At 69.5% G+C, this 20397-nt stretch carries 22 protein-coding genes; 11 read left to right on the plus strand and 11 right to left on the minus strand.

All coding sequences use genetic code 11. The features are described 5' to 3' along the window. The first annotated feature begins 39 nt into the window (after positions 1 to 39). The 3 genes from NDI79_RS04740 to NDI79_RS04750 all read left to right on the plus strand — a co-directional run bounded on the left by NDI79_RS04740 (position 40) and on the right by NDI79_RS04750 (position 2140). Positions 40 to 1113, plus strand: coding sequence for a M42 family metallopeptidase (locus NDI79_RS04740; RefSeq protein ID WP_310927289.1), 1074 nt, complete (start codon positions 40 to 42; stop codon positions 1111 to 1113). Between the two features lie 105 nt (positions 1114 to 1218). Further along, on the plus strand, positions 1219 to 1884 hold the full coding sequence (locus NDI79_RS04745; RefSeq protein WP_310927290.1) for a plastocyanin/azurin family copper-binding protein: 666 nt from the start codon (positions 1219 to 1221) through the stop codon (positions 1882 to 1884). Positions 1885 to 1981: 97 nt separating this feature from the next. Next, positions 1982 to 2140 (plus strand): hypothetical protein, encoded by a 159-nt coding sequence (locus NDI79_RS04750; protein WP_310927291.1) that lies wholly within the window; start codon positions 1982 to 1984, stop codon positions 2138 to 2140. 177 nt (positions 2141 to 2317) lie between these two features. On the opposite strand, the gene NDI79_RS04755 is transcribed toward NDI79_RS04750, so the two are convergent. Then, positions 2318 to 3376 carry a glycosyltransferase family 4 protein gene (locus tag NDI79_RS04755; protein ID WP_310927292.1) on the minus strand — a complete coding sequence of 353 codons (1059 nt, stop codon included), beginning with the start codon at positions 3374 to 3376 and terminating at the stop codon, positions 2318 to 2320. A gap of 106 nt (positions 3377 to 3482) precedes the next feature. Between NDI79_RS04755 and NDI79_RS04760 the strand changes: the two genes are divergently transcribed. Further along, positions 3483 to 3704: a hypothetical protein gene (locus tag NDI79_RS04760; RefSeq protein ID WP_310927293.1), complete on the plus strand. Its 222-nt coding sequence runs from the start codon at positions 3483 to 3485 to the stop codon at positions 3702 to 3704. On the opposite strand, the gene NDI79_RS04765 is transcribed toward NDI79_RS04760, so the two are convergent. The 6 genes from NDI79_RS04765 to NDI79_RS04790 form a co-directional block, all read right to left on the minus strand. Further along, on the minus strand, positions 3701 to 4327 hold the full coding sequence (locus NDI79_RS04765) for a DUF420 domain-containing protein (protein ID WP_310927294.1): 627 nt from the start codon (positions 4325 to 4327) through the stop codon (positions 3701 to 3703). The genes NDI79_RS04760 and NDI79_RS04765 overlap by 4 nt on opposite strands. A gap of 248 nt (positions 4328 to 4575) precedes the next feature. Continuing rightward, a complete protein-coding gene (locus NDI79_RS04770) occupies positions 4576 to 5622 on the minus strand; it encodes an NAD(P)-dependent glycerol-1-phosphate dehydrogenase (RefSeq protein WP_310927295.1) in 1047 nt (348 codons plus the stop codon). A gap of 53 nt (positions 5623 to 5675) precedes the next feature. Beyond that, positions 5676 to 6329 (minus strand): LysE family translocator, encoded by a 654-nt coding sequence (locus NDI79_RS04775; protein ID WP_425499580.1) that lies wholly within the window; start codon positions 6327 to 6329, stop codon positions 5676 to 5678. Positions 6330 to 6482: 153 nt separating this feature from the next. Then, on the minus strand, positions 6483 to 7190 hold the full coding sequence (locus NDI79_RS04780) for a TMEM165/GDT1 family protein (RefSeq protein WP_310927297.1): 708 nt from the start codon (positions 7188 to 7190) through the stop codon (positions 6483 to 6485). Next, a complete protein-coding gene (locus NDI79_RS04785) occupies positions 7187 to 7924 on the minus strand; it encodes a metal-dependent transcriptional regulator (RefSeq protein ID WP_310927298.1) in 738 nt (245 codons plus the stop codon). The genes NDI79_RS04780 and NDI79_RS04785 overlap by 4 nt, the downstream gene beginning before the upstream one ends. 84 nt (positions 7925 to 8008) lie before the next feature. Beyond that, positions 8009 to 9181, minus strand: coding sequence for a threonine synthase (locus tag NDI79_RS04790; protein WP_310927299.1), 1173 nt, complete (start codon positions 9179 to 9181; stop codon positions 8009 to 8011). 608 nt (positions 9182 to 9789) lie between these two features. On the opposite strand from NDI79_RS04790, the gene NDI79_RS04795 reads away from it, so the two are divergent. After that, the gene (locus tag NDI79_RS04795) at positions 9790 to 11106 is read left to right on the plus strand and encodes an NAD(P)/FAD-dependent oxidoreductase (RefSeq protein ID WP_310927300.1); all 1317 of its coding nucleotides are present in this window, start codon (positions 9790 to 9792) and stop codon (positions 11104 to 11106) included. A gap of 41 nt (positions 11107 to 11147) precedes the next feature. On the opposite strand, the gene NDI79_RS04800 is transcribed toward NDI79_RS04795, so the two are convergent. Then, positions 11148 to 11846, minus strand: coding sequence for a metallophosphoesterase (locus tag NDI79_RS04800; RefSeq protein WP_310927301.1), 699 nt, complete (start codon positions 11844 to 11846; stop codon positions 11148 to 11150). Positions 11847 to 11974: 128 nt separating this feature from the next. On the opposite strand from NDI79_RS04800, the gene NDI79_RS04805 reads away from it, so the two are divergent. Then, on the plus strand, positions 11975 to 12769 hold the full coding sequence (locus NDI79_RS04805; RefSeq protein WP_310927302.1) for a DUF7839 domain-containing protein: 795 nt from the start codon (positions 11975 to 11977) through the stop codon (positions 12767 to 12769). 4 nt (positions 12770 to 12773) lie between these two features. Here the strand turns inward: NDI79_RS04805 and NDI79_RS04810 are convergent, their stop codons facing one another. Further along, positions 12774 to 13388: a J domain-containing protein gene (locus tag NDI79_RS04810; RefSeq protein WP_310927303.1), complete on the minus strand. Its 615-nt coding sequence runs from the start codon at positions 13386 to 13388 to the stop codon at positions 12774 to 12776. 93 nt (positions 13389 to 13481) lie between these two features. Here NDI79_RS04810 and NDI79_RS04815 point away from each other — a divergent pair, with 93 nt between their 5' ends. Together NDI79_RS04815 and ppsA are read left to right on the plus strand one after the other, a co-directional pair. After that, positions 13482 to 13733 carry a DUF8075 family protein gene (locus NDI79_RS04815; RefSeq protein ID WP_310927304.1) on the plus strand — a complete coding sequence of 84 codons (252 nt, stop codon included), beginning with the start codon at positions 13482 to 13484 and terminating at the stop codon, positions 13731 to 13733. A gap of 103 nt (positions 13734 to 13836) precedes the next feature. Continuing rightward, a complete protein-coding gene (ppsA, locus tag NDI79_RS04820) occupies positions 13837 to 16146 on the plus strand; it encodes a phosphoenolpyruvate synthase (RefSeq protein WP_310927305.1) in 2310 nt (769 codons plus the stop codon). 16 nt (positions 16147 to 16162) lie between these two features. On the opposite strand, the gene NDI79_RS04825 is transcribed toward ppsA, so the two are convergent. Continuing rightward, positions 16163 to 16891: a DUF2270 domain-containing protein gene (locus NDI79_RS04825; protein ID WP_310927306.1), complete on the minus strand. Its 729-nt coding sequence runs from the start codon at positions 16889 to 16891 to the stop codon at positions 16163 to 16165. Between the two features lie 112 nt (positions 16892 to 17003). On the opposite strand from NDI79_RS04825, the gene mfnA reads away from it, so the two are divergent. From mfnA to NDI79_RS04840, 3 genes are all read left to right on the plus strand, one after another. Beyond that, positions 17004 to 18065 carry a tyrosine decarboxylase MfnA gene (gene mfnA, locus NDI79_RS04830; protein WP_310927307.1) on the plus strand — a complete coding sequence of 354 codons (1062 nt, stop codon included), beginning with the start codon at positions 17004 to 17006 and terminating at the stop codon, positions 18063 to 18065. Between the two features lie 177 nt (positions 18066 to 18242). Further along, positions 18243 to 18761, plus strand: coding sequence for a YqaA family protein (locus NDI79_RS04835; protein ID WP_310927633.1), 519 nt, complete (start codon positions 18243 to 18245; stop codon positions 18759 to 18761). Positions 18762 to 18882: 121 nt separating this feature from the next. After that, positions 18883 to 19803 carry a CPBP family intramembrane glutamic endopeptidase gene (locus NDI79_RS04840; protein WP_310927308.1) on the plus strand — a complete coding sequence of 307 codons (921 nt, stop codon included), beginning with the start codon at positions 18883 to 18885 and terminating at the stop codon, positions 19801 to 19803. A 70-nt stretch (positions 19804 to 19873) separates the two neighbouring features. Here the strand turns inward: NDI79_RS04840 and NDI79_RS04845 are convergent, their stop codons facing one another. Beyond that, on the minus strand, positions 19874 to 20386 hold the full coding sequence (locus NDI79_RS04845; protein ID WP_310927309.1) for a DUF21 domain-containing protein: 513 nt from the start codon (positions 20384 to 20386) through the stop codon (positions 19874 to 19876). Between the last annotated feature and the right edge of the window lie 11 nt (positions 20387 to 20397).

Raw genomic sequence — 20397 nt, forward strand, 5'->3', positions numbered from 1 at the left:
AGGCGAGCGCTTTTGTCTCGACTCCGGGAAGGTGGGCGCATGGCCGACGACGACGACGACTACGAGTACGAGTTCGACTTCGAGTTGCTGAAGGAGTTGACCGAGACGAGCGGCGTCCCGGGCTACGAGGACCGCGTCCGCGACGTAGTCCGGCGAGAACTGGAGGCGCACGTCGACGAGATGCGGACGGACGCGATGGGCAACGTCGTCGGGACCGTGGAGGGCGACTCGGACTACTCCGTCGCCGTCGCCGCGCACATGGACGAAATCGGCTTCATGGTGCGACACGTCACCGACGAGGGGTTCGTCCAGTTGGACGCCCTCGGCGGGTGGGACCCGCGCGTGCTGAAGGCCCAACGGGTGCGGATACACGCCGAGGACGGCGACGTGACCGGCGTCATCGGGTCGCCGCCGCCGCACACGCTCTCGGAGGAGCAGAAGGAGAAGAAAGAGGAGGTGAAGGACGTGTACGTCGACATCGGCCTCGGCGGCGAGGCGGCGAAGGAGACGGTCGACGTGGGCGACTTGGTGACCATGGAGCAGACGACCGTCGAGATGGGCCAGCACGTCACCGGCAAGGCCCTCGACGACCGCGTCTGTCTGTTCGCGATGCTGGCGGCCGCCGAGCGAATCGAGGACCCCGACGTGACGATTCACTTCGCCGCGACGGTGCAGGAGGAGGTCGGTCTGCGCGGGGCGACGGCGCTCGGCGTCGACGTCGACCCGGACCTCGCCGTCGCCCTGGACGTGACCGTCGCCAACGACGTGCCGGGGTTCGAGGCGGGCGACCACGTGACGGCCCTCGGCGACGGCACCGCGATAAAGCTGAAGGACGGCAGCGCCATCACGAGCCCGAAGGTGCACCGTCGCCTCCGCGACGTGGCCGAGAGCGAGGATATCGACTACCAGCACGAGATTCTCCCCGCCGGCGGGACGGACACCGCGGGCTTCCAGAACACCCACGGCGCCAAGCCCGTCGGCGCCATCTCCGTGCCGACGCGGTACCTCCACACGGTGACCGAGAGCGCGCACGTCGCCGACGTGGACGCGACCATCGACCTCCTGGCGGCGTTTCTCGACTCCGAGACGGGCGAGCACGACTACACGCTCTGAACCGGGGGCGTCTCGGGCCGCGCGGGGCCGTGCGGGGGCGTTCTCGAACCCGAACTCGAACCACAAACCAAAGTATTCACTACAGCGGACTCCCAAGCGCCGACCATGACTGACGGCAACGCGGAGATGTCCCGCCGGGCCTTCCTCGCGACCGCGGCCGGGACCACGGCGGCCGCGGGTGCGGCGGGAACCGCCGCGGCGCAGGAGACGGGTACGAGCACCGGCACCGGGTCCGGTTCCGGCGGCGGCGGGTCCGGCACCGGCACGGCCGGCGGTGGCGGCGGCACCGGGACCGGGTCGGGCGGCGGCGGAGGTGGCGGTGGCGGCGGCGGCACCGAAACCGTCGCCGTCGGCCCCGGCGGCGACTTCGTCTTCACGCCGGGCACCAGCGAGGCGCTTCAGATCCTCCCCGGCACGACGGTGGAGTTCGTCTGGGAGTCCGACAACCACAACATCGCCGTCGACAGCACGCCCGAGGGGGCGAGTTGGTCGGGTCACGAACCAATCGAGAACTCCGGGTTCACCTACTCGCACACGTTCAGCACGCTCGGCACCTACGAATACCACTGCACTCCCCACCAGTCCGCCGGCATGGTCGGCAGCATCGAAGTCGTCGAGTCCATCTCGACGCCGGCGCCGTCGAACGTCCCCTCCGTGCCGGACTCCGCGAAGACGCTCGGCATCGCCACGACGTTCGCCATGGTGGCGACGATGGGGCTGGCGTTCTTCTTCCTCAAGTACGGCGGCGACTACGAACTCGAAGAGGAGTAGACCGGCACACCCCCTCTCACGCCGCAGACGGTCGAGAACGTCCGGAAACCCGCAACTAGAGCTTTGGCTTCGGACGCCCTCGGAACTGTGAGAATTTATGGCAGTGGGGCGACGGTCGGAAGAGACGTGTCGGCGCTGTGGCGCGCCGACCGCGGTCGACGGCGCACTGATGCAGCACCTCGACTCGGACCCGCTTCAGGTGTTCGAGTGCGTCCGCTGCGGAGCGATTCTGGATATCGGCGGGCACCGGTGGTAGGACGCCGGGATACGGAGCGGTCGGGCGGTCGTATCGCGACGAGCGTCAGCGAGCGAGTCGCGGCGGTTCCTCGTCGTCAGCGCGCGGGGGTCCCGGCTGAGCAATCAGTAATCGAAGCGTTCCGACGATGCTATCGGGCGGCTGTACCGTCCGACTGCTATCCGAAGAGAACGGCGGTTAGAACCAGCCGTAGCCGCCTATCGCGTCCTCGTACACCGCTTCGTAGCGGCAGGTCACGTCCTCGTGGTCGTAGGCGGCGAACGCCTCGTTGGTCGACTCACGGGAGTGACCGGCGGCGGCCGCTATCTCGTCGGCCAACTCCTGCGGACTCGTGACGCGGACGCCGCGGTCGCAGTCGACGACGAGTTCGTGGGCGCCGGAGCGGGCCTGATACTCGACGACGCCGACGCACCCGCATGCGAGCGCCCACAGGAGGTTTGTCGCGAACGGTTCGACGGCCGCCGTCTGCGCGAAGACGTGCGCCCCCTTCATCACCGGGACGAACTCCTCCGGGGGCAGGTCGCCGAGGAACTCCACGCGGTCGGCGATGCGGAGTTCCGCGGCCGTCCGTTCGGCGGCGTCGCGTTCGGGGCCGTCGCCGACGACGGCCGCGCGCCACTCCCTGTCGCGGAGTTCCGCGAGGGCGAGAAAGAACGACTCCACGTTCGCGTGTTCGTCGAGGCGCCGCGCGTAGAGCAGGTCCGCCCGGTCGTCCGTCCCCGCGCTCCGAATCAGGTCGAAGTCGACGGACTCGGGGACGACGCGAACGGCGTCCTCGGCGGCGCCGTACTCGCGCACGTCGGTCTTGACCATCTGCGAGGGCGCCGTGACCCGGTCTGCGCTCCGGGCCGCGCGCCCGTAGCCGCCGGAGGGGTCGCCCTCGCGTTCGGCCCACCAGTCGACGACGACGGGGACGCGGAGGAGTCGCGCCCCCGTCTTCGCGCCCGACACCTGCGCCGGCGGACTGTTCGCGGCGTGCACCACGTCGGGCTTGACCCGGCGGAGGGCGAAGGGGAGTTTCGAGGCGAACGTCGTCGCCGACGGCGCCTCCGTGACGGCGACGTACTCCACGTCGTTCTGCTCGAAGGCCGACACCTCCCCCTCCCACCACTTCGCGCAGAGCACCGACACCTCGTGGTCGCGCGCGGCGAGGTGTTCGGCCACCCGTCGCAGTCGCCTCGTCGCGCCGTCCGCTCGGAGTTGGGCGGTGTACATCGAGACGAACGCGACTCGCATACCCATCGGCTTGCGACCGGACGATAAAAATCCTCGACATCCGTCCGACGCCGGGGTCCGACGAGCGACCGGAAGGACGATATGTAGATACTTTGAACAGAAGCGTATGCTGGAGACGCTCCGCGAGCACATCTTCCCCGTCACGTTCGTGCTCTACGGGGCGATAGCGGTACTGAACTATCTCGACGGAGACATCTTCATGACCGTCGGGTGGGGCGTCGCGGCGGCGATAGCGGCGTCGCTGGTGTGGTACACGTATCTCTACGACGAACCGGGTGAGGAGCGCGCCGAAGAGACCGAATCGGAGGAAGGAGCGGGCTCGAATTAAAGCGGTACCGCGACCAGCGCCGCCGTCGCGGACTCGACGTACCGCCAGCCGTACACCTGATTCAGGAGGAGGTAGGTGACGACACCGAGGGTGAGCGACAGCAGCCACGACCCGGCGGCGATGCGGCCCACGCGGCGGTGCGGCGTCTGCGTTCGAAGTTCGGCGGGCGTGTGCGTCAGGCCGAGGACGAGGGCGTACAGGACGACGGGCACCGCGACGATGGAGAGGACGATGTGTATCGCCAGCATGGCGAGGTAGGGGTAGTAGACGAACGCCGGGCCGACGAACTCCTTGGTGCCGCCGCCGCCGATTTTGCTCAGGTACATCACGAGGAAGACGAGGATGAGGGCGAAGGAGGTGACCATCGCGGCGGCGTGCTTGCGCACTTCGCCCGCGCGAATCCAGCGCCACCCGGCGGCGATGACGAGGACGTTGAGGGCGTTGACGGCGGCGATGGCGTCCGACAGCGTGTTCACCTGCGCCAAGGAGAGGTCCGGGAACACCTGGCCGGGCACCCACCCGAGGAACGTCCCGACGACGAGGGCGTAGCCGACGACGGAGAGGACGGCCGTGACGGCCAGCGGATGCTCCTTCACCGCGTTGTCGGCGCTCGCAGTAGCCATATCGGGGGTTGGGAAGCGTCGCTATTCCGTCTTCGGATTCGGGGCGAGGTTTCGACCGGCGGTGCGGGCCGGGCGGAACGGTGCGGAGGCTGTGCGGTCCGGGGCGGCGCGGAGGTGGTTCGGAGCGGTAATCACTCGGTCGCTGTACCGCGAGCGAGGCCGAAGGCCGAGCCTCGCGGAACGTTTTTGGTCCAGCTTTTTGCAACGAGCGGGTCGCGGAGCGACCCCGAGTCAGCAAAAAGCTGGGGTTAGATGACTCCGGTGAACGTCGCCGCCTCCCGGGCCGCCTCCTCGCTCACGCCGTCGCCGAGGATGGTGTAGCGGTCGCGGATGGTGTGCGCCGTCGTCAGCGCCTCGATGACCGTCGCGTCGTCGATGTCGAGGCCGTCCGCCGTCGTCGGCGCGCCCACCTCGTCGAGGGCGTCGCGGATGTCGCGCCACTCGCCGTTCTCGCCGCTGTGGAGGTACTCGGTGAGGACGGACCCGACGCCGACTTGGTGGCCGTGGAGGGCGCGGCCGGGGACGAGGCGGTCGAGTTGGTGGCTGAACAGGTGCTCGGCGCCGGAGGCGGGGCGGGAGGTGCCCGCGATGGACATCGCCACCCCCGAGGAGAGCAGCGCCTTCACGACCACCCACGCGGACTCCTCGAGGCCGGGTTTGATGGACTCGGCGCTGCCGACGAGCATCTCGGCGGTCATCTGCGAGAGCGCGCCGCCGTACTCGGAGTACTCGACGTTCTTCAGGCGGTGGGCGAGTTGCCAGTCCTTCACCGCCGTGTAGTTCGAGATGATGTCGGCGCACCCGGCGGTGGTGAGTTCCCACGGCGCCTCCGCGAGGATGGCCGTGTCGGCGACGACGGCCAGGGGCGGGTCGGCGGCGACGGAGTGGCGCGTGTCTCCCTCGGGGATGGACGAGCGCCCGGAGACGATGCCGTCGTGGCTGGCGGCGGTCGGAACGGAGACGAACCCGCAGCCGAGTCGCTCGGAGGCCATCTTCGCGGTGTCGATGACCTTCCCGCCGCCGAGGGCGAGGAGGTAGCCCGCGTCGGCCGCCTCAGCGGCGTCGACGACGCGTTCGACCGTCTCGAAACTCGCCGTCTCGATGGTGACGGAGTCGGGGTCGTCGAACTGCCCGCGGACCGCGCCGCCGGCGACCCGGTCGGGGGCCGGACTCGTCACGAGGAACGGCCGCCCCGTGAGGTAGAGTTCGTCCACCGCGTCCGCGAGGTCGTCGACGACGCCGTGGCCCATGAGGACGTTCCGCGGGAGCTTGATCCACGTCGACTTCTCGAACATGGTCGACCCTCCCGCGGGACGGATGAAAGTGTTAGCGTTTCACGCTAGGCCGCTCACCCGAGGAACGCGCCGGCCGCCTGCGAGAGGAAGAGGACGCCGAACCCCGCGAGGACGAGGGCGCTCGCGCCGGCGACGACGGGGGCGAGCGACTCCACCCGTCGCTCGGCGCCGACGAGGGCGGCCGGAAAGCCCGTCACCCAGACGAGGATGCCGCCGAAGAAGCCGACGACGAGGGCGGGCGACCCCGTCTCGACGACGAGCAGGCCGGCCAGCGACCCGCCGACGTACGGCGTCTCCGCCAGCACGTCCAGCGTTCCGGGGTCCAACAGGCCGACGCCGATGGTGAGCCAGAACAGTATCTGGTAGGGGTTCGTCAGCGCGAGGACGAACGCCTTGGTGAACCCGGTGGCAGCCGTGCGGTCGGAGCCGGCCGAAACTGCGGCGTCGCCCCCCTCCTCGACGCCGGCGTCCGCGGGCCGGAACGACGACCGGACGTCCTGTGCGGCCCCGTAGGCGAAGTACAGCATCAGGACGCCGCCGACGCCGACCATCGCCGCGCGGAGCGTCGGGAACGCCTCGACGAAGGCGACGACGCCGAGGGCGGCGAGGACGAAGAAGATGGCGTCGGCGGTCATCGCCCCGAGTCCGGCCTTGAACCCCGAGAGCCAGCCGTGGACGACGCTCTCCTCGGCGATGATGGCGTTCATCGGTCCCGGCGGGGCGGCCAGGGCGAGTCCGAAGACGACGCCCGCGAGGAGCGTCGCGACGACGTTCGTCACGTCAGTCTCCGGAACCGAGAGGCGCATAAATCAACCGAAACGGCGCACTGCGCGGCGGTCCGGAGTCGGTTCGCCGCACTCTCACGCGATACCGAGAGCGCTCGTCGCGGCGCCGACGAACGCCTCCCAGACGGAGAAGCCCGTCACCATCGACAGCACCGTGTCCAGCCCGAAGAAGAGGAACAGGGCGGCGGAGGCGAAGTGCGCCTTCCGCACGTCGAAGCGGTGCGAGAACCTGTGGAAGAAGTAGGCGTTCGCGAGGCTCACCGGGATGATAGCGAGCATCTCGCCGGCCCAGATGGCGGAGGTGGCGCCGTACTCGACGGCCAGTCCGATGGTGACCAGTTGGGTCTTGTCGCCGAACTCGCCGGCGGCCATCATGGCGAAGATGGGGACGAACCCGCCGAACGACCCGGAGATGCGCTCGACGGGCGCCGGCAAGTCCACGCGCTCGGAGAGGTCCGCGAACCCGCCGTCCGTCTCCGCGGCGAGTTCCTCCTGCGTCTGCCCCTCGGCGGGCGCGGAGCGGTAGAGCAGCACCGCGAACGTCAGGAACAGCGCCGCGGTGATCCCGTCGAGGACGAGGGGTGAGAGCGCGGCCCGGAGCGCCTGTCCGAACAGAATCTCCAGGGCCGTCCACCCGGCGAATGCCGTGCCCGCCGCGGAGACGACGACGAGGGGATGATACCGGGTTGCGAGGGCGGCGATGATGAACTGCACCTTCTCGCCGGGCAGCACCGCTAGCTGGGTGACGAAGGCGATGACGAGGATTTCGAGGTAGCCGCTCACGTCGTCGGCACCTCGCCGTTGGACCCGTCCGCGTCGTCGCCCGTCCCGTCCGGTTCGCCCTCGGCCGGGTCGGCCTCGAACGGGCGCACCCGGATGGACGCGGCGACGGAGTCGGGGAGGCTCTGCTCGTCGCCGCCCTCCGTTCGGACGGTCACCATCCCGAAGGGGGCCACGTCGACGACTTCGAGGCGCGTCCCCGGGAGCACGCCCGCCTCCTCCAGGTACTCGAGTTCCTCCTCGTCGCGGTCGCTGACGCGGGTGACGACCACCCTGTCGCCGACGACGTGGTCGCGCAGGGTGTCCACGTCCTCGCGTTCGATGGGCGCGAGGTCGGCCGTCGGGATGGGGTCGCCGTGGGGGTCGACCGTCGGGTTCCCGAGCACCTCCGCGACGCGGCGCTCGAACTCCTCGGAGATGTGGTGTTCGAGGGCGTCGGCCTCGTCGTGCACCTCGCTCCACGAGTAGTCGAGGTGCTCGGCGAGGTAGGCTTCGAGCAGGCGGTGGTGTCGGAGCACTTCCAGCGCCACCGTCTCGCCCTCCTCGGTCAACTCGACGCCCTTGTACTTCTCCCGGTCGAGGAGCCCCCGCTCTTCGAGTTTCCCGAGCATGCTCGTCACCGTGGGCGGCGTCTTCCCGAGGTACTCCGCGACGGCGGAGGTGGCGACGGGCGCGCCCGACGTCGACTGAATCTGGTAGATGGCCTTCAGATAATCCTCCATCACGTCGCTCAACATGGGCGAAATTAGACGAATCTAAAGGAAAAGTCTGTCGGGTGAAATATCGCTCCGGCGCTCGGTCGTCCGGTCGCAGTCCCCCGCTCAGATGCCCTGTCCCATCAGGTGACTGCGCAGGACGTCGGCCGTCTTCGTCCCCGACTCGGTGTTGACGACGACGACGTCGTCGCTCCCCCCGAAGACGCCGTCCTCGGCGAGTCGCCACGCGGCGGCCATCGCCGCCCCGCCCGCGGTGCCGACTTCGACGCCCGCCGTCTGCGCGGCGACGACGGCCGACTCGAGGATATCGTCGTCGTCGAGAGCGAGTACGTCGCCGCCGGCGGCCTCGACGGCGTCTATCGCCGCCTCGCCGCCCTTCGGGTCCGGAATCTCCAGTTCGCCGACGATGGTGTCCGGTTGCTCCCACTCGTCCACATCGTCGCCGCGCTCGCGGGCGGCGTGGATGGGCGCGCACCCGGACGCCTGCGCGGCGTAGAGCGGCGGCACCTCGTCCAGCAGGCCGAGTTCGCGGAGTTCCCGGAAGCCCTCGAAGACGCCGGCGACGACTTCGCCGGTGCTGGCGGGGACGACGACGGCGTCCGGCGCCTCCCATCCGCGCGACTCGGCCACCTCGAACGCGAGCGTCTTGACCCCGTCGTGGCGGTAGGGATTGTCGAACTCCTGGAGCGTGAACCACTCGGATTTCAACTGCTCGTGCAGGCCGTCCTCGGCGTCGGGGTAGCGGCCGCCGACCACGCGCATCTCGCCGCCGTGGACGTTCACCATCGCCTTGTTCGAGAACGGCGCGCGCGAGGGGACGAACGAGTACGACCGGATGTCGGCCATGCTCGCGTACGACGCCGCCGACTGCCCGGCGTTGCCCGCCGAGGCGAGGGCGACCAACTCGGCGCCCGCCTCTCGCGCCGCGGTGACGGCGGGCGAGAGACCCCTGTCCAGAATCGTCCCCGTGGGATTGCGCCCCTCGTCCTTGATTCCGAGCGACCCGACGCCGAGTTCCTCGGCGAGTTCTTCGGAGTCAACCAGCGGCGTTCCGCCCTCCTTGGCCGTCAGCGGCGACTCGAAGGGGAGCAGGTCGGCGTAGCGCCACATCGTGTCCGTCGGCCGGTCCGAGAGGCCCCCGTCCGACCAGTCGACGGCGTCGTAGTCGTACGTCGGCACGAGGTGCGCGCCGGCGTCGCTCGCGCCCGTCGCGTCCGCGTCGTACCGCTCGCCCGTCTCGGCGCACTCCAGTCCGAGGAACGCATCGCTCGTGTCCATGTCGGTGGGTGGGAGGCGACGGACTAACCTCTGGTCATTCCCCTCCACCTTTTTGCTAACTCGGGTCGCGCTTCGCGCGACCGCTCGTTGCAAAAAGCTGGACCAAAAAGAGTCCGCGACTCGCTCCGCTCGTCGCGGTACAATTACTCGCAGGTTAGATCGAGTGACAGCATTTGGATAACTACACCGAGAAGTGCTCAGAACAAGGGAGCTACGAATCGTTGGAGGAAATGATACTTGGTTGCACAAAACATCGTACACTGCAGGATATGGTCTCCGAGAAGACGAAACTAATCGCCCTTGCACTTCTAACTGGATACCTATTCAGAGCAGCTGACCCCCAAGAGCCGTTTTCACCCATCTGGTTGGGGCTTCTCTTCGGCTGTTTGCTCAGTGGTGTGTTTCTTATCCGAGTTCTTCGGCAGTACCAGCCTACGTGAATGACATCTCCACATGCGCTACTGAGCAGACGAGTCACAATCGACCACGGTGTAAACAAACCGTGCGTCAGTCGAGAGAGAAATCGGTGCAGTCCGGCACGGTAATCGACCGCCCGTCCCCCTCCCGAACCCCGCGCCTCTTTGTGCCCGCCGTTCCACCGACTCCGTATGGACGGAGAAACCGTCGTCGTCGCCGGCGCGGGCCTCGCGGGCCTCGTCGCGGCGCGACACCTCGCCGAGGCCGGAGCGGACGTGACCGTGTTCGAGCGACGACCCGAGGTCGGCGGCCGAGTCCGGTCGCGGGAGCGCGACGGCTTCACCTTCGACCGCGGGTTCCAGGTGCTGTTCACGGGCTACCCCGCCGTGCGGCGCGAACTCGACCTCGACGCGTTGGACATGCGCTACTTCTCGCCCGGGGCGGTCATCGCCCGGCCGGGGAAGCGTTCGACCCTCTCGGACCCCGTCCGCGACCCGCGGGCGACGCTGTCGACGCTCCTGAACGACGAGGTGACCGTCACCGACAAACTCCGGACGCTCCTGCTCCGCCAGCACGTCGCCTCCCAGTCCGAAGACGGGATTTTCGCCGCCGAGGACGACTCGATTCGGGCGTACCTCGACGAGTGGGGCTTTTCGGAGGGCTACATCGAGAACTTCGTCGCGCCGTTCTACGGCGGAATCACGCTGGACCGGTCGCTGTCGACCTCCAAGCGCGTCTTCGAGTACACGTTCAAGGCGATGAGCGAGGGCGAAATCGGCCTCCCGGCCGACGGCATGGGCGCGGTCACCGACCAGTTGGCCGCGAAGGCGCGCGCCGCCGGCGCGGAGATAGTCACCGACGCCGGAGTCGAGTCCATCGACGACGAGACGCGCGACGACGAGGAACCGGTCGACTACGGCTACGCCCACCCCGTGACCGTCACCGCCGGCGGGGAGGACGTTGAGGCCGACCGGGTGGTCGTCGCCACCGACCCGAAGGAGGCGCGGCGACTGACCGACGTGGAACTGATTCCGACCGAGGCGCGGAGTTCCGTCACGCAGTACTACCGTCTGCCGAAGCGTGAGAAACTGGGCACGCGGAAGAAGATACTGCTCAACGCCGGGGACGATTCGCCGAACATCGTCGTGCCCGTGAGCGACGTGGCGCCCGAGTACGCCCCCGACGGCGACGACGAGTTGCTGTGCGCGACGTTCCTCGGGTCGGCGGCGCTGGACCGCGACGCCTCCGACCTGCTCGAAGCGACGCGGGACGCCCTCGAATCGTGGTACGAGAGCGATTTCCCGGCCCTGGAGTCGCTGCACACCGAGCGCGTCGAGTTCGCCCAGTTCGCCCAACCACCCGGAATCCACGACGCCCTGCCGGACCACATCGCCCCCCGCGGCCGGACGTACCTCGCGGGCGAGTACACCGCGTGGTCGTCGATTCAGGGGGCGATGCGGAGCGGACGCGAGGCCGCCGAGAAGGTCCGCGCCGACGCCGAGCGGTAGTCGCACGCCGGACCGGCGACCAGCCGGACCGTCCGCCGCCCTCACAGCATCCGTCGGAACTCCCCCAGCGGCGGGAACGGCAGCGCCTCGCCGGCGTCCTCGTCGCAGACGACGGGGCGGAACGCGTCGAGGTCGGTCGCGAGGGGGGACCCCGAGTCCCCGCCGGAGAGACCGTTCACGGGGACGCCCGCGGCCAACCGAGTGAACGCCGGGAGCACCAGCACGTCCGCGCCGCGGTGGACGCCCTCGCCGTAGAGATAGCACGGTCGGCGCACGGACTCGACGGTGATAGCCGGGTGGACGTGACCGACGACGTACAGCGAGGCGTCCGTCTCCGGCGCGGCGTGGCCGTGACAGACGACCGTCTTCGGGTTCTCGGCGGCGACGTACTCGTTGTGAACGTCGCCGTCCCACGCCGTCCGCAGGGCGGTGTCGTGGTTGCCGCGGACCATCACGGGCCGGGCGCCCCCCTCGCGGCAGACGGCGACGAGGTCCGACACGCCCTCGGCCGCGCGGACCGTCGCGCCGTCGAAGCGGTGGAGCACGTCGCCGGCGAACACCACCGCCGCGGGGTCGAACGCGTCGACGAGGGCGGCGAGTCGCGCTTCGAGGCTGGCCTCCTCGCCGAGCGGAAAATCGACGTTCGACGCCTCCGCGCGGCCGACGTGGAGGTCCGCGACGACGAGGGCGTCCGCGAACGGGAGGTACGCCGCCCGGTCGCGGTAGGTCACGTCGTGCACGCGAGCACCGACGGCGCGGGCGGGCAAAGCGGTGGCGCTCCGAGCGAGAGGGGTGCCGGTGCCCGCGCGGGCGACGCCCCCGACCGACGCCGGGGGGATTTTTCATCGCTCGTCGCCTCCGAGCGGGTATGAGCGGTGCCCTCGAAGACAAACGGACGGCGACGCGCCTCCGCATCCTCGTCGAAATCGCCGACCGACAGCCGGCGGTGAGTCAGGGCGAGGTGGCCGAGGCGGTGGGCGTGACGAGTCAGGCGGTCAGCGAGTACACCCGGCAACTCGTCGAGGACGGCTACGTGGAGAAGGAGGGGCGTTCGCGCTACCGCGTGACGAAGGAGGGCGTCGACTGGCTGTTTCAGGAGGCCAAGGACCTGCGGCGGTTCGCCGACCACGTCACCGACGACGTCCTGGAGAGCGTTCAGGAGGACGCCGCGCTGGCGACGGAGGCCGTCAAGGCGGGCGAGACGGTGACGCTGTCGCTCCGTGGGGGGCACCTCCGCGCGACGCCCGGCGACGCCGGGCCGGCGACGGGCGTGACGACGACGGCCGCCGAGGCGGGCGAGGACGTGAGCATCACGGGATTCGAGGGCGTCATCGAGATGGACCCGGGGAGCGTCACCGTCGTGCAGGTGCCGCCCGCGCGGTCGGGGGGGAGCCGCGCCGTCGAACTGGACCGCCTCGCCGAGGCGTGCGCCGACGCCGACGTGGTCGTCGCGGCGGGCGTCGAGGCGGTGGTGTCGCTGCGGAAGGCCGAGGTGGAGGTGGAGACGTCGCTGGCCGCGGGCGAGGTGGCGGCGGCGGGCGCGGCGCGCGGCCTCGCGGCCGTGGTGGTGGCGACGACGGACCTCGTGGGGCGCGTGACGGACGCCCTCCGCGACGGCGACGTGCTGTACGAGGTGACGGAGGCGGCCCGGGTCGCAGAATAGGGGCTCAGACGCGCGCGGGCGGACCGCTCTCGGCGTGTTCTCTGGCCGTCGCGTACGCCTCTTGGAGCCGCTGGAACTCCGGTTGCGACCCGCCGTGGTCGGGGTGCGCGGTCTTCACCTTCTCCCGGTAGGCGCCTTTCACCTCGGAGGGGTCGGCCCCCCGCGGCAGGTCGAGGTGGTCGAACGCCGCCGCGACGGGGTCGGCGGCGTTCGGGACGACGGGGTCGAGTTCCGGCACGTCGAACGGGAGTCGCCGGCCGAGGCCGCGGGCCGGCATCTCGTGTTCGCACAGCACCGTGTACGTCCCGGCGCGTTCGAGTCGGAAGTACGCCATCGCGTCGAACGTCACGGCCACGTCGCGGCCGGGGAGGTAGAACTCCACCGTCTCGCCGCGGACCGGGTGGTCCTCGGCGAACGGTTCGCCTATCTCGCGCAGGTAGTCGCGTATTTCCGCCCGTCGGCGGCCCGCGCCGTCGACGACGGCGCCTCGCGTCGGTTCGTCGGGGAAGAGCCGTCTCCCCACGACGAACGCGCCCGCGATGAACACCGACGCGAGGAGGCCGCCGGCGACGCCGAGGAGGAGCCACGGCGGGAACGCCGACACCAAGTCGGACTGCACAGGGAATCGGTGGGGTTCCGACGTAAAGAACCTCTCGCCGCCCGCGCGTCTCGACGCCGGGAGAGGTTTACCGCCGGGGAGCCATCCTCTCCCATGCGACCGATCCGATTCGAGGAGGCGGACGGTCCGGAGCGGACGCAGATAGGAGAGGGGCTGGTCCGCGTCGCCGTCGCCGCGGACCGCCTGGAGACGGGCCGCGCGGAGGGGAAGTACTTCCTGCGCCACGGCGACGGTTGCGCCGTCTGCGGGGCGGCCGTAAGCGCGGGCAAACCGTTTTATCTCGACCCTGATAGCGGCGGCATTCTCTGCGAAACCCACGGTCGGGAGCGCCGCGGAGAGAGATGACGATTACGGCGAGAATTACGTACTCGGTGCCGAGTACGGTATAATTCACGTTGCCGTTGGTCGGAAAGTACTTATGAGACATCGTAATCATTGACGAACGCTAATGGCTGTAGTTTGGCTGGACGACGTGCGCGCCGACGACCTCGACACAGTCGGCGGTAAAGGCGCCTCACTGGGCGAACTGACCTCGGCGGGTCTCCCCGTGCCGCCGGGGTTCGTCGTCACCGCCGGGACGTACCGTTCGTTCATCGAGGAAGCGGGTATCGACGAGGAACTCTTCGACGCCGTCGACGTCGACCACGAGGATTCGGGAGCGCTGAAGACGGCGCACGAACGGGCGCACGAACTCATCATGGAGACGCCGGTGCCGGAGGAGGTGGGCGAGGAGATTCTCGCCGCCTACGACGACATCGGCGAGGGCGAGGCGTTCGTCGCGGTTCGCTCCTCGGCGACGGCCGAGGACCTCCCCGACGCGTCGTTCGCCGGCCAGCAGGAGACGTACCTGAACGTTCAGAAGGACGACCTCATCCAGCGAGTGAAGGAGTGCTGGGCGTCGCTGTTCTCCCAGCGCGCCATCTACTACCGCAACCGGAAGGGGTTCCCGCACCGCGACGTCGACATCGCCGTCGTCGTCCAGGAGATGGTCGACGCCGAGAAGTCCGGCGTGATGTTCACCTCCCACCCCTCGACGGGCGACCCCCGAATCATCATCGAGGCGGCGTGGGGCCTCGGCGAGGCCGTCGTCTCCGGGTCCGTCTCGCCCGACAACTACGTCGTCGACCGCGAGTCCGGGGAGGTGGAGACGGCCACCATCGCGGACAAGAAGATGAAGATGGTCAAAGACGAGGAGACGGGCGAGACGGTCGAACTCGACGTCGAAGAGGAGATGCGGGACGCGCGCGTCCTCGACGAGACCGAGATAGCGCGCCTCGTCGAACTCGGCGAACGCGTCGAGGACCACTACGGCGAACCGCAGGACGTCGAGTGGGCCGTCTACGACGGCGAGGTGTACATGCTCCAGTCCCGTCCCATCACCACTATCTCCGACGGCGAGGAGGAGGCGGCGGCCAGAGAGTCCGCCGCGGGCGACGGCGGGTCCGAGAACGGGCAGGCTGGGGAGGCCGCGCAGGCCTCGGGGTCCGGCGACATGATACTGCGCGGCCTCGGCGCGAGTCCCGGCATCGCGGCCGGTAACGCCCGCATCATCACGAAACTCGACCACCTCGACCAGGTGGCCGAGGGCGACATCATCGTCACCGAGATGACGATGCCGGACATGGTGCCCGCGATGAAGCGCGCGGCGGGCATCGTCACCGACGAGGGGGGGATGACCTCCCACGCGGCCATCGTCTCGCGCGAACTCGGCGTCCCCGCCGTCGTCGGCACGGGGTCGGGCACCCGGGAGATACCCGACGGTCAGACCATCACCATCGACGGCGACAAGGGGACGGTCCGCGAGGGCGCCGAAGAGACGGAGGACCAGCGCGAGCCCATCGAGGAGGCGCGGCCGAAGACGCCCGTCAAGCCGATGACGGCCACGGAGGTGAAGGTGAACGTCTCCATCCCCGAGGCCGCCGAACGCGCCGCCGCGACGGGCGCCGACGGCGTCGGCCTCCTGCGCATCGAGCACATGGTGCTCTCCCTGGGCAAGACGCCGACGAAGTACATCGAGGACAACGGCGAGAGGGCGTATATCGAGGAACTGGTCGACGGCATCCGCGGCGTCGCCGAGGAGTTCTACCCGAGACCGGTCCGCGTCCGCAGCCTCGACGCCCCCACCGACGAGTTCCGGCAGTTGGAGGGCGGCGAGGACGAACCGCGCGAGCACAACCCGATGCTCGGCTACCGGGGCATCCGGCGGAGTCTCGACAAGCCCGACCTGTTCAAACACGAGTTGGAGGCGTTCCGACGGCTGTTCGAGATGGGCTACGACAACGTCGAGGTGATGTTCCCCCTCGTCAACGACGCCGAGGACGTGATTCAGGCGAAGGAACTCATGCGCGAGGCAGGCATCGACCCCGACAAGCGCGACTGGGGCGTGATGATAGAGACCCCCGCCTCGGCGCTCGGCGTCGAGGAGATGGCCGAGGCGGGACTGGACTTCGTCTCGTTCGGGACGAACGACCTGACGCAGTACACCCTCGCCGTCGACCGGAACAACGAGAACGTCGCCGGCCGGTTCGACGAACTCCACCCGGCCGTGCTGAAACTCATCGGCGACACCATCGAGACCTGTCGCGAACTGGACGTGAAGACGAGCATCTGCGGGCAGGCGGCGTCGAAGCCGCAGATGGTCCAGTTCCTCGTCAACGAGGGCGTCTCCTCCATCTCGGCGAACATCGACGCCGTCCGCGACGTGCAACACGAAGTCAAGCGGGAGGAGCAGCGACTCGTCCTCGATTCGGTTCGCTGACCTCCGAGAACGGCCCTCAGGGGTCCTCCCACTTTCCGACCTCCGTGTCGTGGAAGTCCTTTCTCGCCTCCCGCCGCGTCGGCCAGTAGGCGACGGCCGCCGCCCCGACGTAGAACAGGGCCACCGCGGCGACGACGGCCTCGCCGGGAACCGAGGAGATGGCGGCCGCGTCCACCCACCGCGTCTGCGGGGTGAACATCGTGATGCGCAGCAGCCACGCGAGGCCGAGAACGGTCATCAGCGGGCCGTAGACGCGACGGAGGCGCCGCGAGAGCGCCTCGCGGAACGACATCTTCAGCGTCGGTGCCCGAAGGTCGGCGGCGAGGTGCTCGCGCCACTCGGCCCCGGAGTCGGTCGGGGGTGCGAACACGTCGGCGAAGAAGTTCTGCTCCAACAGCCGCACCCGCGAGCGACTGGCGTCGTACGTTCGGTACCGGCGGACCTCGAACAGGAGGAAGCCGCACATCGAGAGGATACCGATGAGCAGGATGTACGCCGCGAGGTTCGGTTGGGAGAAGACGACGGTGAGGAAGGCGGCCATGACGGTCACCGCCCAGTTCGTCGTCTGGTCGATTCGGGTCTGGCCGCTCGCCATCTGTCTGGACTCGACCCGGTAGAACTCGGAGATGACGACCGCGGCTCGGGAGTCCTCGGGCGCCGCCCGTTCGCCGATGGCGCTCGCGTCGGGGCGCTCCGAGGCGTCGTCCAGTCCGGCGGATTCGGATTCGGATTCGGATTCTGTCACGGTGGTGGGATGCTCGAAGAGCGGAAGCGGGGAAAGAGATAGCGGCAGGACGCGCCTCTCCCCGTCGCAGTACAACGGAATTGATAAACGCCGCGGCCCCCACCCGGAGACTATGCAGCGGTCCGCGCCGCAGACGTTCGACCGCGTCCTCTCGTCGATGTGCACCGAACCGCACCCCGCGGCGCGCGCCGCCGCGGAGCGCTTTCTCGCCACCAACCCCGGCGACCCCGCCACGTACGAGGAGGTGGCCGCGTTGGAGTCCGCCGCCGTCGACGTGCTCGGGGAGATAGCCGGCCTCTCGGACCCGCACGGCTACGTCACCAGCGGCGGCACCGAGGCCAACATCCAGGCCGTCCGCGCGGCGCGCAACCGGAGTCGCGGGAGAACGTCGGACCCCAACGTCGTCGCCCCCGAGAGCGCGCACTTCTCGTTCAACAAAGCCGCCGACGTGCTCGGCGTCGAACTCCGCCTCGTCCCCACCGACGCCGACCGCCGCGCCGACGTGGAGGCCGTGCGCGCCGCCGTCGACGACGACACCGTGCTGGTCGTCGGCGTCGCCGGCAGCACGGAGTTCGGACGCGTCGACCCGATTCCCGAGTTGGTCGACATCGCCCACGGCGCCGGCGCGTTCTGCCACGTCGACGCCGCCTGGGGCGGCTTCCTCCTCCCGTTCACCGAGAAGGCGTGGAGTTTCGCGCACGCGCCCGTCGACTCGCTCACCGTCGACCCGCACAAGTGCGGGCGGGCGTGCATCCCGGCCGGCGGCCTCCTGTTCCGCGAGCGCGAGGGACTGGACGCCTTGGCCGTCGAGACGCCGTACCTCGAATCCACCTCGCAGGCGACGCTCACGGGTACCAGAAGCGGCGCGGGCGTCGCCTCGGCCGCCGCCGCGATGGACGCCCTCTGGCCCGACGGCTACCGCCGCGAGTACGAACGCGCCGCGGACCTCGCCGCGTGGTTCGCCGAGGAACTCCGAACGAGGGGCATCGACGTGGTGGACCCCGAACTCCCCCTCGTCGCCGCCGACGTGTCCGACTCCGTCTTCGAGGCCCTCCGCGAACGAGGGTGGCGCGTCTCGCGCACCGGGTCGGACCTCCTCCGCGTCGTCTGCATGCCGCACGTCACGCGCGAGTCGCTCTCGGCGTTTCTCGCAGACATCGATGCGGTCCGCTGATCTCGACTCCTCGGAGCGCGCCGAGCGGACCCCGAATCTCAAGACTTACGTCGCCTCGTCCGGGAGACACCGGTAGCCGTGTCCCTCGCCGCCGCCCTCGACGCGCTGTCGTCGATACCGAGTTCGCCGTCGCTCGCCGGCGCGGTCGCAGACCTCGCGGCGGGCGGCGTCGGAAACCTGTTCCCGAACCTCGGTCTGCGGTCCGTCGTCGAGACGGCGACCGGGTGGGTCGGACTGCTCATCATCTTCGTCTACTCGTTTCTCATCGCCTTCGCGCTGCCCGGCGTGAGCGAAGTCGTCCTCCTGGCGCCTCTGGATTTGGGGCTCTCGCAGAACGCGCGGTACGCGGTCATCATCCTCGTGAGCGGCGTCGGCAAGGCGGCGGGGAGCGTCTTCGCGTTCCACATCGGACAGGAGGCGAAGAACTCCGGGTTCATCGAGCGAAAGCTCCGGGAGTCCCGGTTCGGGATCATGGAGTGGACCGAGGAGAAGACGCTGGAGATAGCGCAGACGTGGGGGTACGCCGGCCTCGCCGCGGCGCTCTGCGTCCCGACGTTCCCCGACACGCTCTCTATCTACGCCTTCTCGGTCCTCGAAGAGGACTACGTGAAGTTCGCCGCGGCCACGTTCGTCGGGAGCGTCGGCCGACTGCTGGTGACGCTCGCCGGCGTCGAGGCGCTGTCGACGCTGTTCTGAACGGCCGCGCTGCGACCACGCGGGATAACTCGTCTCAATCGGTCTTCATCTCCTCGCGCGACGAATACGGTGCGAACCCACTCGGTTCGCTCGCGCGGCGTGGCCGCGCAGGAACAACGCTATGAACTACGACTCTCTCACCTCGTTCGACCGACGCTCCAGAGCCCGCGTCCGCACTCTCGACGGAACGCGACTCGGCGGCGTCGCGGTCACGGCCGGACGCGTGCTGCTCGCACTCGCCGCGATCCTCCTCGCCGTCGCCGCCTTCGGCGCCGCCTCCGTCGCGGCGATACGGCTCCTCGGGGCCGACGTGGCGACGTCGGTTCCGGTCGCGTTCGTCGCCGGTCTCGTCGGGACGCTCGGCGTCCTCGGCGCCTACGCGGCGTACGTGCGCGTCGTCGAGGCCCGCCCCGTGACCGAACTCGGTCGCCGCGGCGCGGTCCGCGAGTTCCTCTCCGGGACCGTCCTCGGCGCCGGCCTGTTCACCGCAGCGGTCGGCGTCGTCTGGGTCGCCGGCGGCTACGAGGTGACCGGGACGAACCCGTGGCTCCTCGCGGTGCCGTTCGTCACGGGCGCGCTGTTCTGGGCGGCGCTCGAAGAACTCGTCTACCGCGCCGTGCTGCTTCGCATCGTCGAGCGCCGCTTCGGCACCTGGGTCGCGCTCGTCGGCTCCTCGCTCGCGTTCGCGGCCTTCCACGTCGTCGCGACGCCGAACGTCACCGTCTGGACGGGACTGACGGTGTTCCTCGCCGGCCTCTGGCTGGGCGGAGCGTACCTCTACACCCGCCGACTCTGGCTCCCCGTCGCGCTCCACGCCGCGTGGAACTTCGCACAGGGCGCCGTGTTCGGCATCGCCGTCTCCGGCGACGAGGGCGGTCAGGGACTGCTCGTCGGAGTCACGTCGGGTCCAACGTGGTTGACCGGCGGCGCCTACGGTCTCGAAGGCTCGGCCGTCGTCGTCGTGGTCGTCCTCCTCGCGGCGGCGGTCGTCCTCCGCGCGGCCCGCCGAGACGGGCGGTTCGTCCCCTCTCGGCGGTCGTGAGCGGCTTTTCATACCGACCGTACCGACCGAAATGCGACCGAACGCGGACCGAGGCGCGGCGCGCGGTCGGTCACTCGGTGTACGGCTTCTCGATGTCCGACTCGCCGCCGAGCCACGCCGTCAGCCGCCGAGTCAGCGCGTCGAACAGCGAGACCAGCGGCGAGATGGCGCGTTCGACGAAGGAGACGGGGCCCGCCACGACGAGCGACCAGCGCTGCGCGTTGCCGAGGCCGTAGGACTTCGGCACGATTTCGCCGAAGACGAGGACGGTGGCGCCGACGAGGAGCGTCGCGGCGGAGACGGCGACGCCCGCGGAGAACTGTTCGACGAGCAGCACCGTCACGATGCTCGAAATCGCCACGTTCACGAGGTTGTTGCCGACGAGGATGGTGACGAGCAGTCGGTGCGGGTCCTCGCGCAGGCGTTTCAGCGTCGTCGCGCGGCGGTCGCCCGTCGCGGCGCGTTCGTTCACCCACGCGGCCGGCAGCGAGAAGATGGCCGTCTCGGAACTGGAGAAGAAGGCGCTGCACAGCAGTAGGACGACCACGGCACCGAACCCGAGGGCGGCGGACGCGAGTTCCATGCCCGGCGGTT

Source organism: Halogeometricum sp. S3BR5-2 (assembly GCF_031624635.1).
In the GTDB taxonomy this organism is placed as follows: Archaea; Halobacteriota; Halobacteria; order Halobacteriales; family Haloferacaceae; genus Halogeometricum; species Halogeometricum luteum.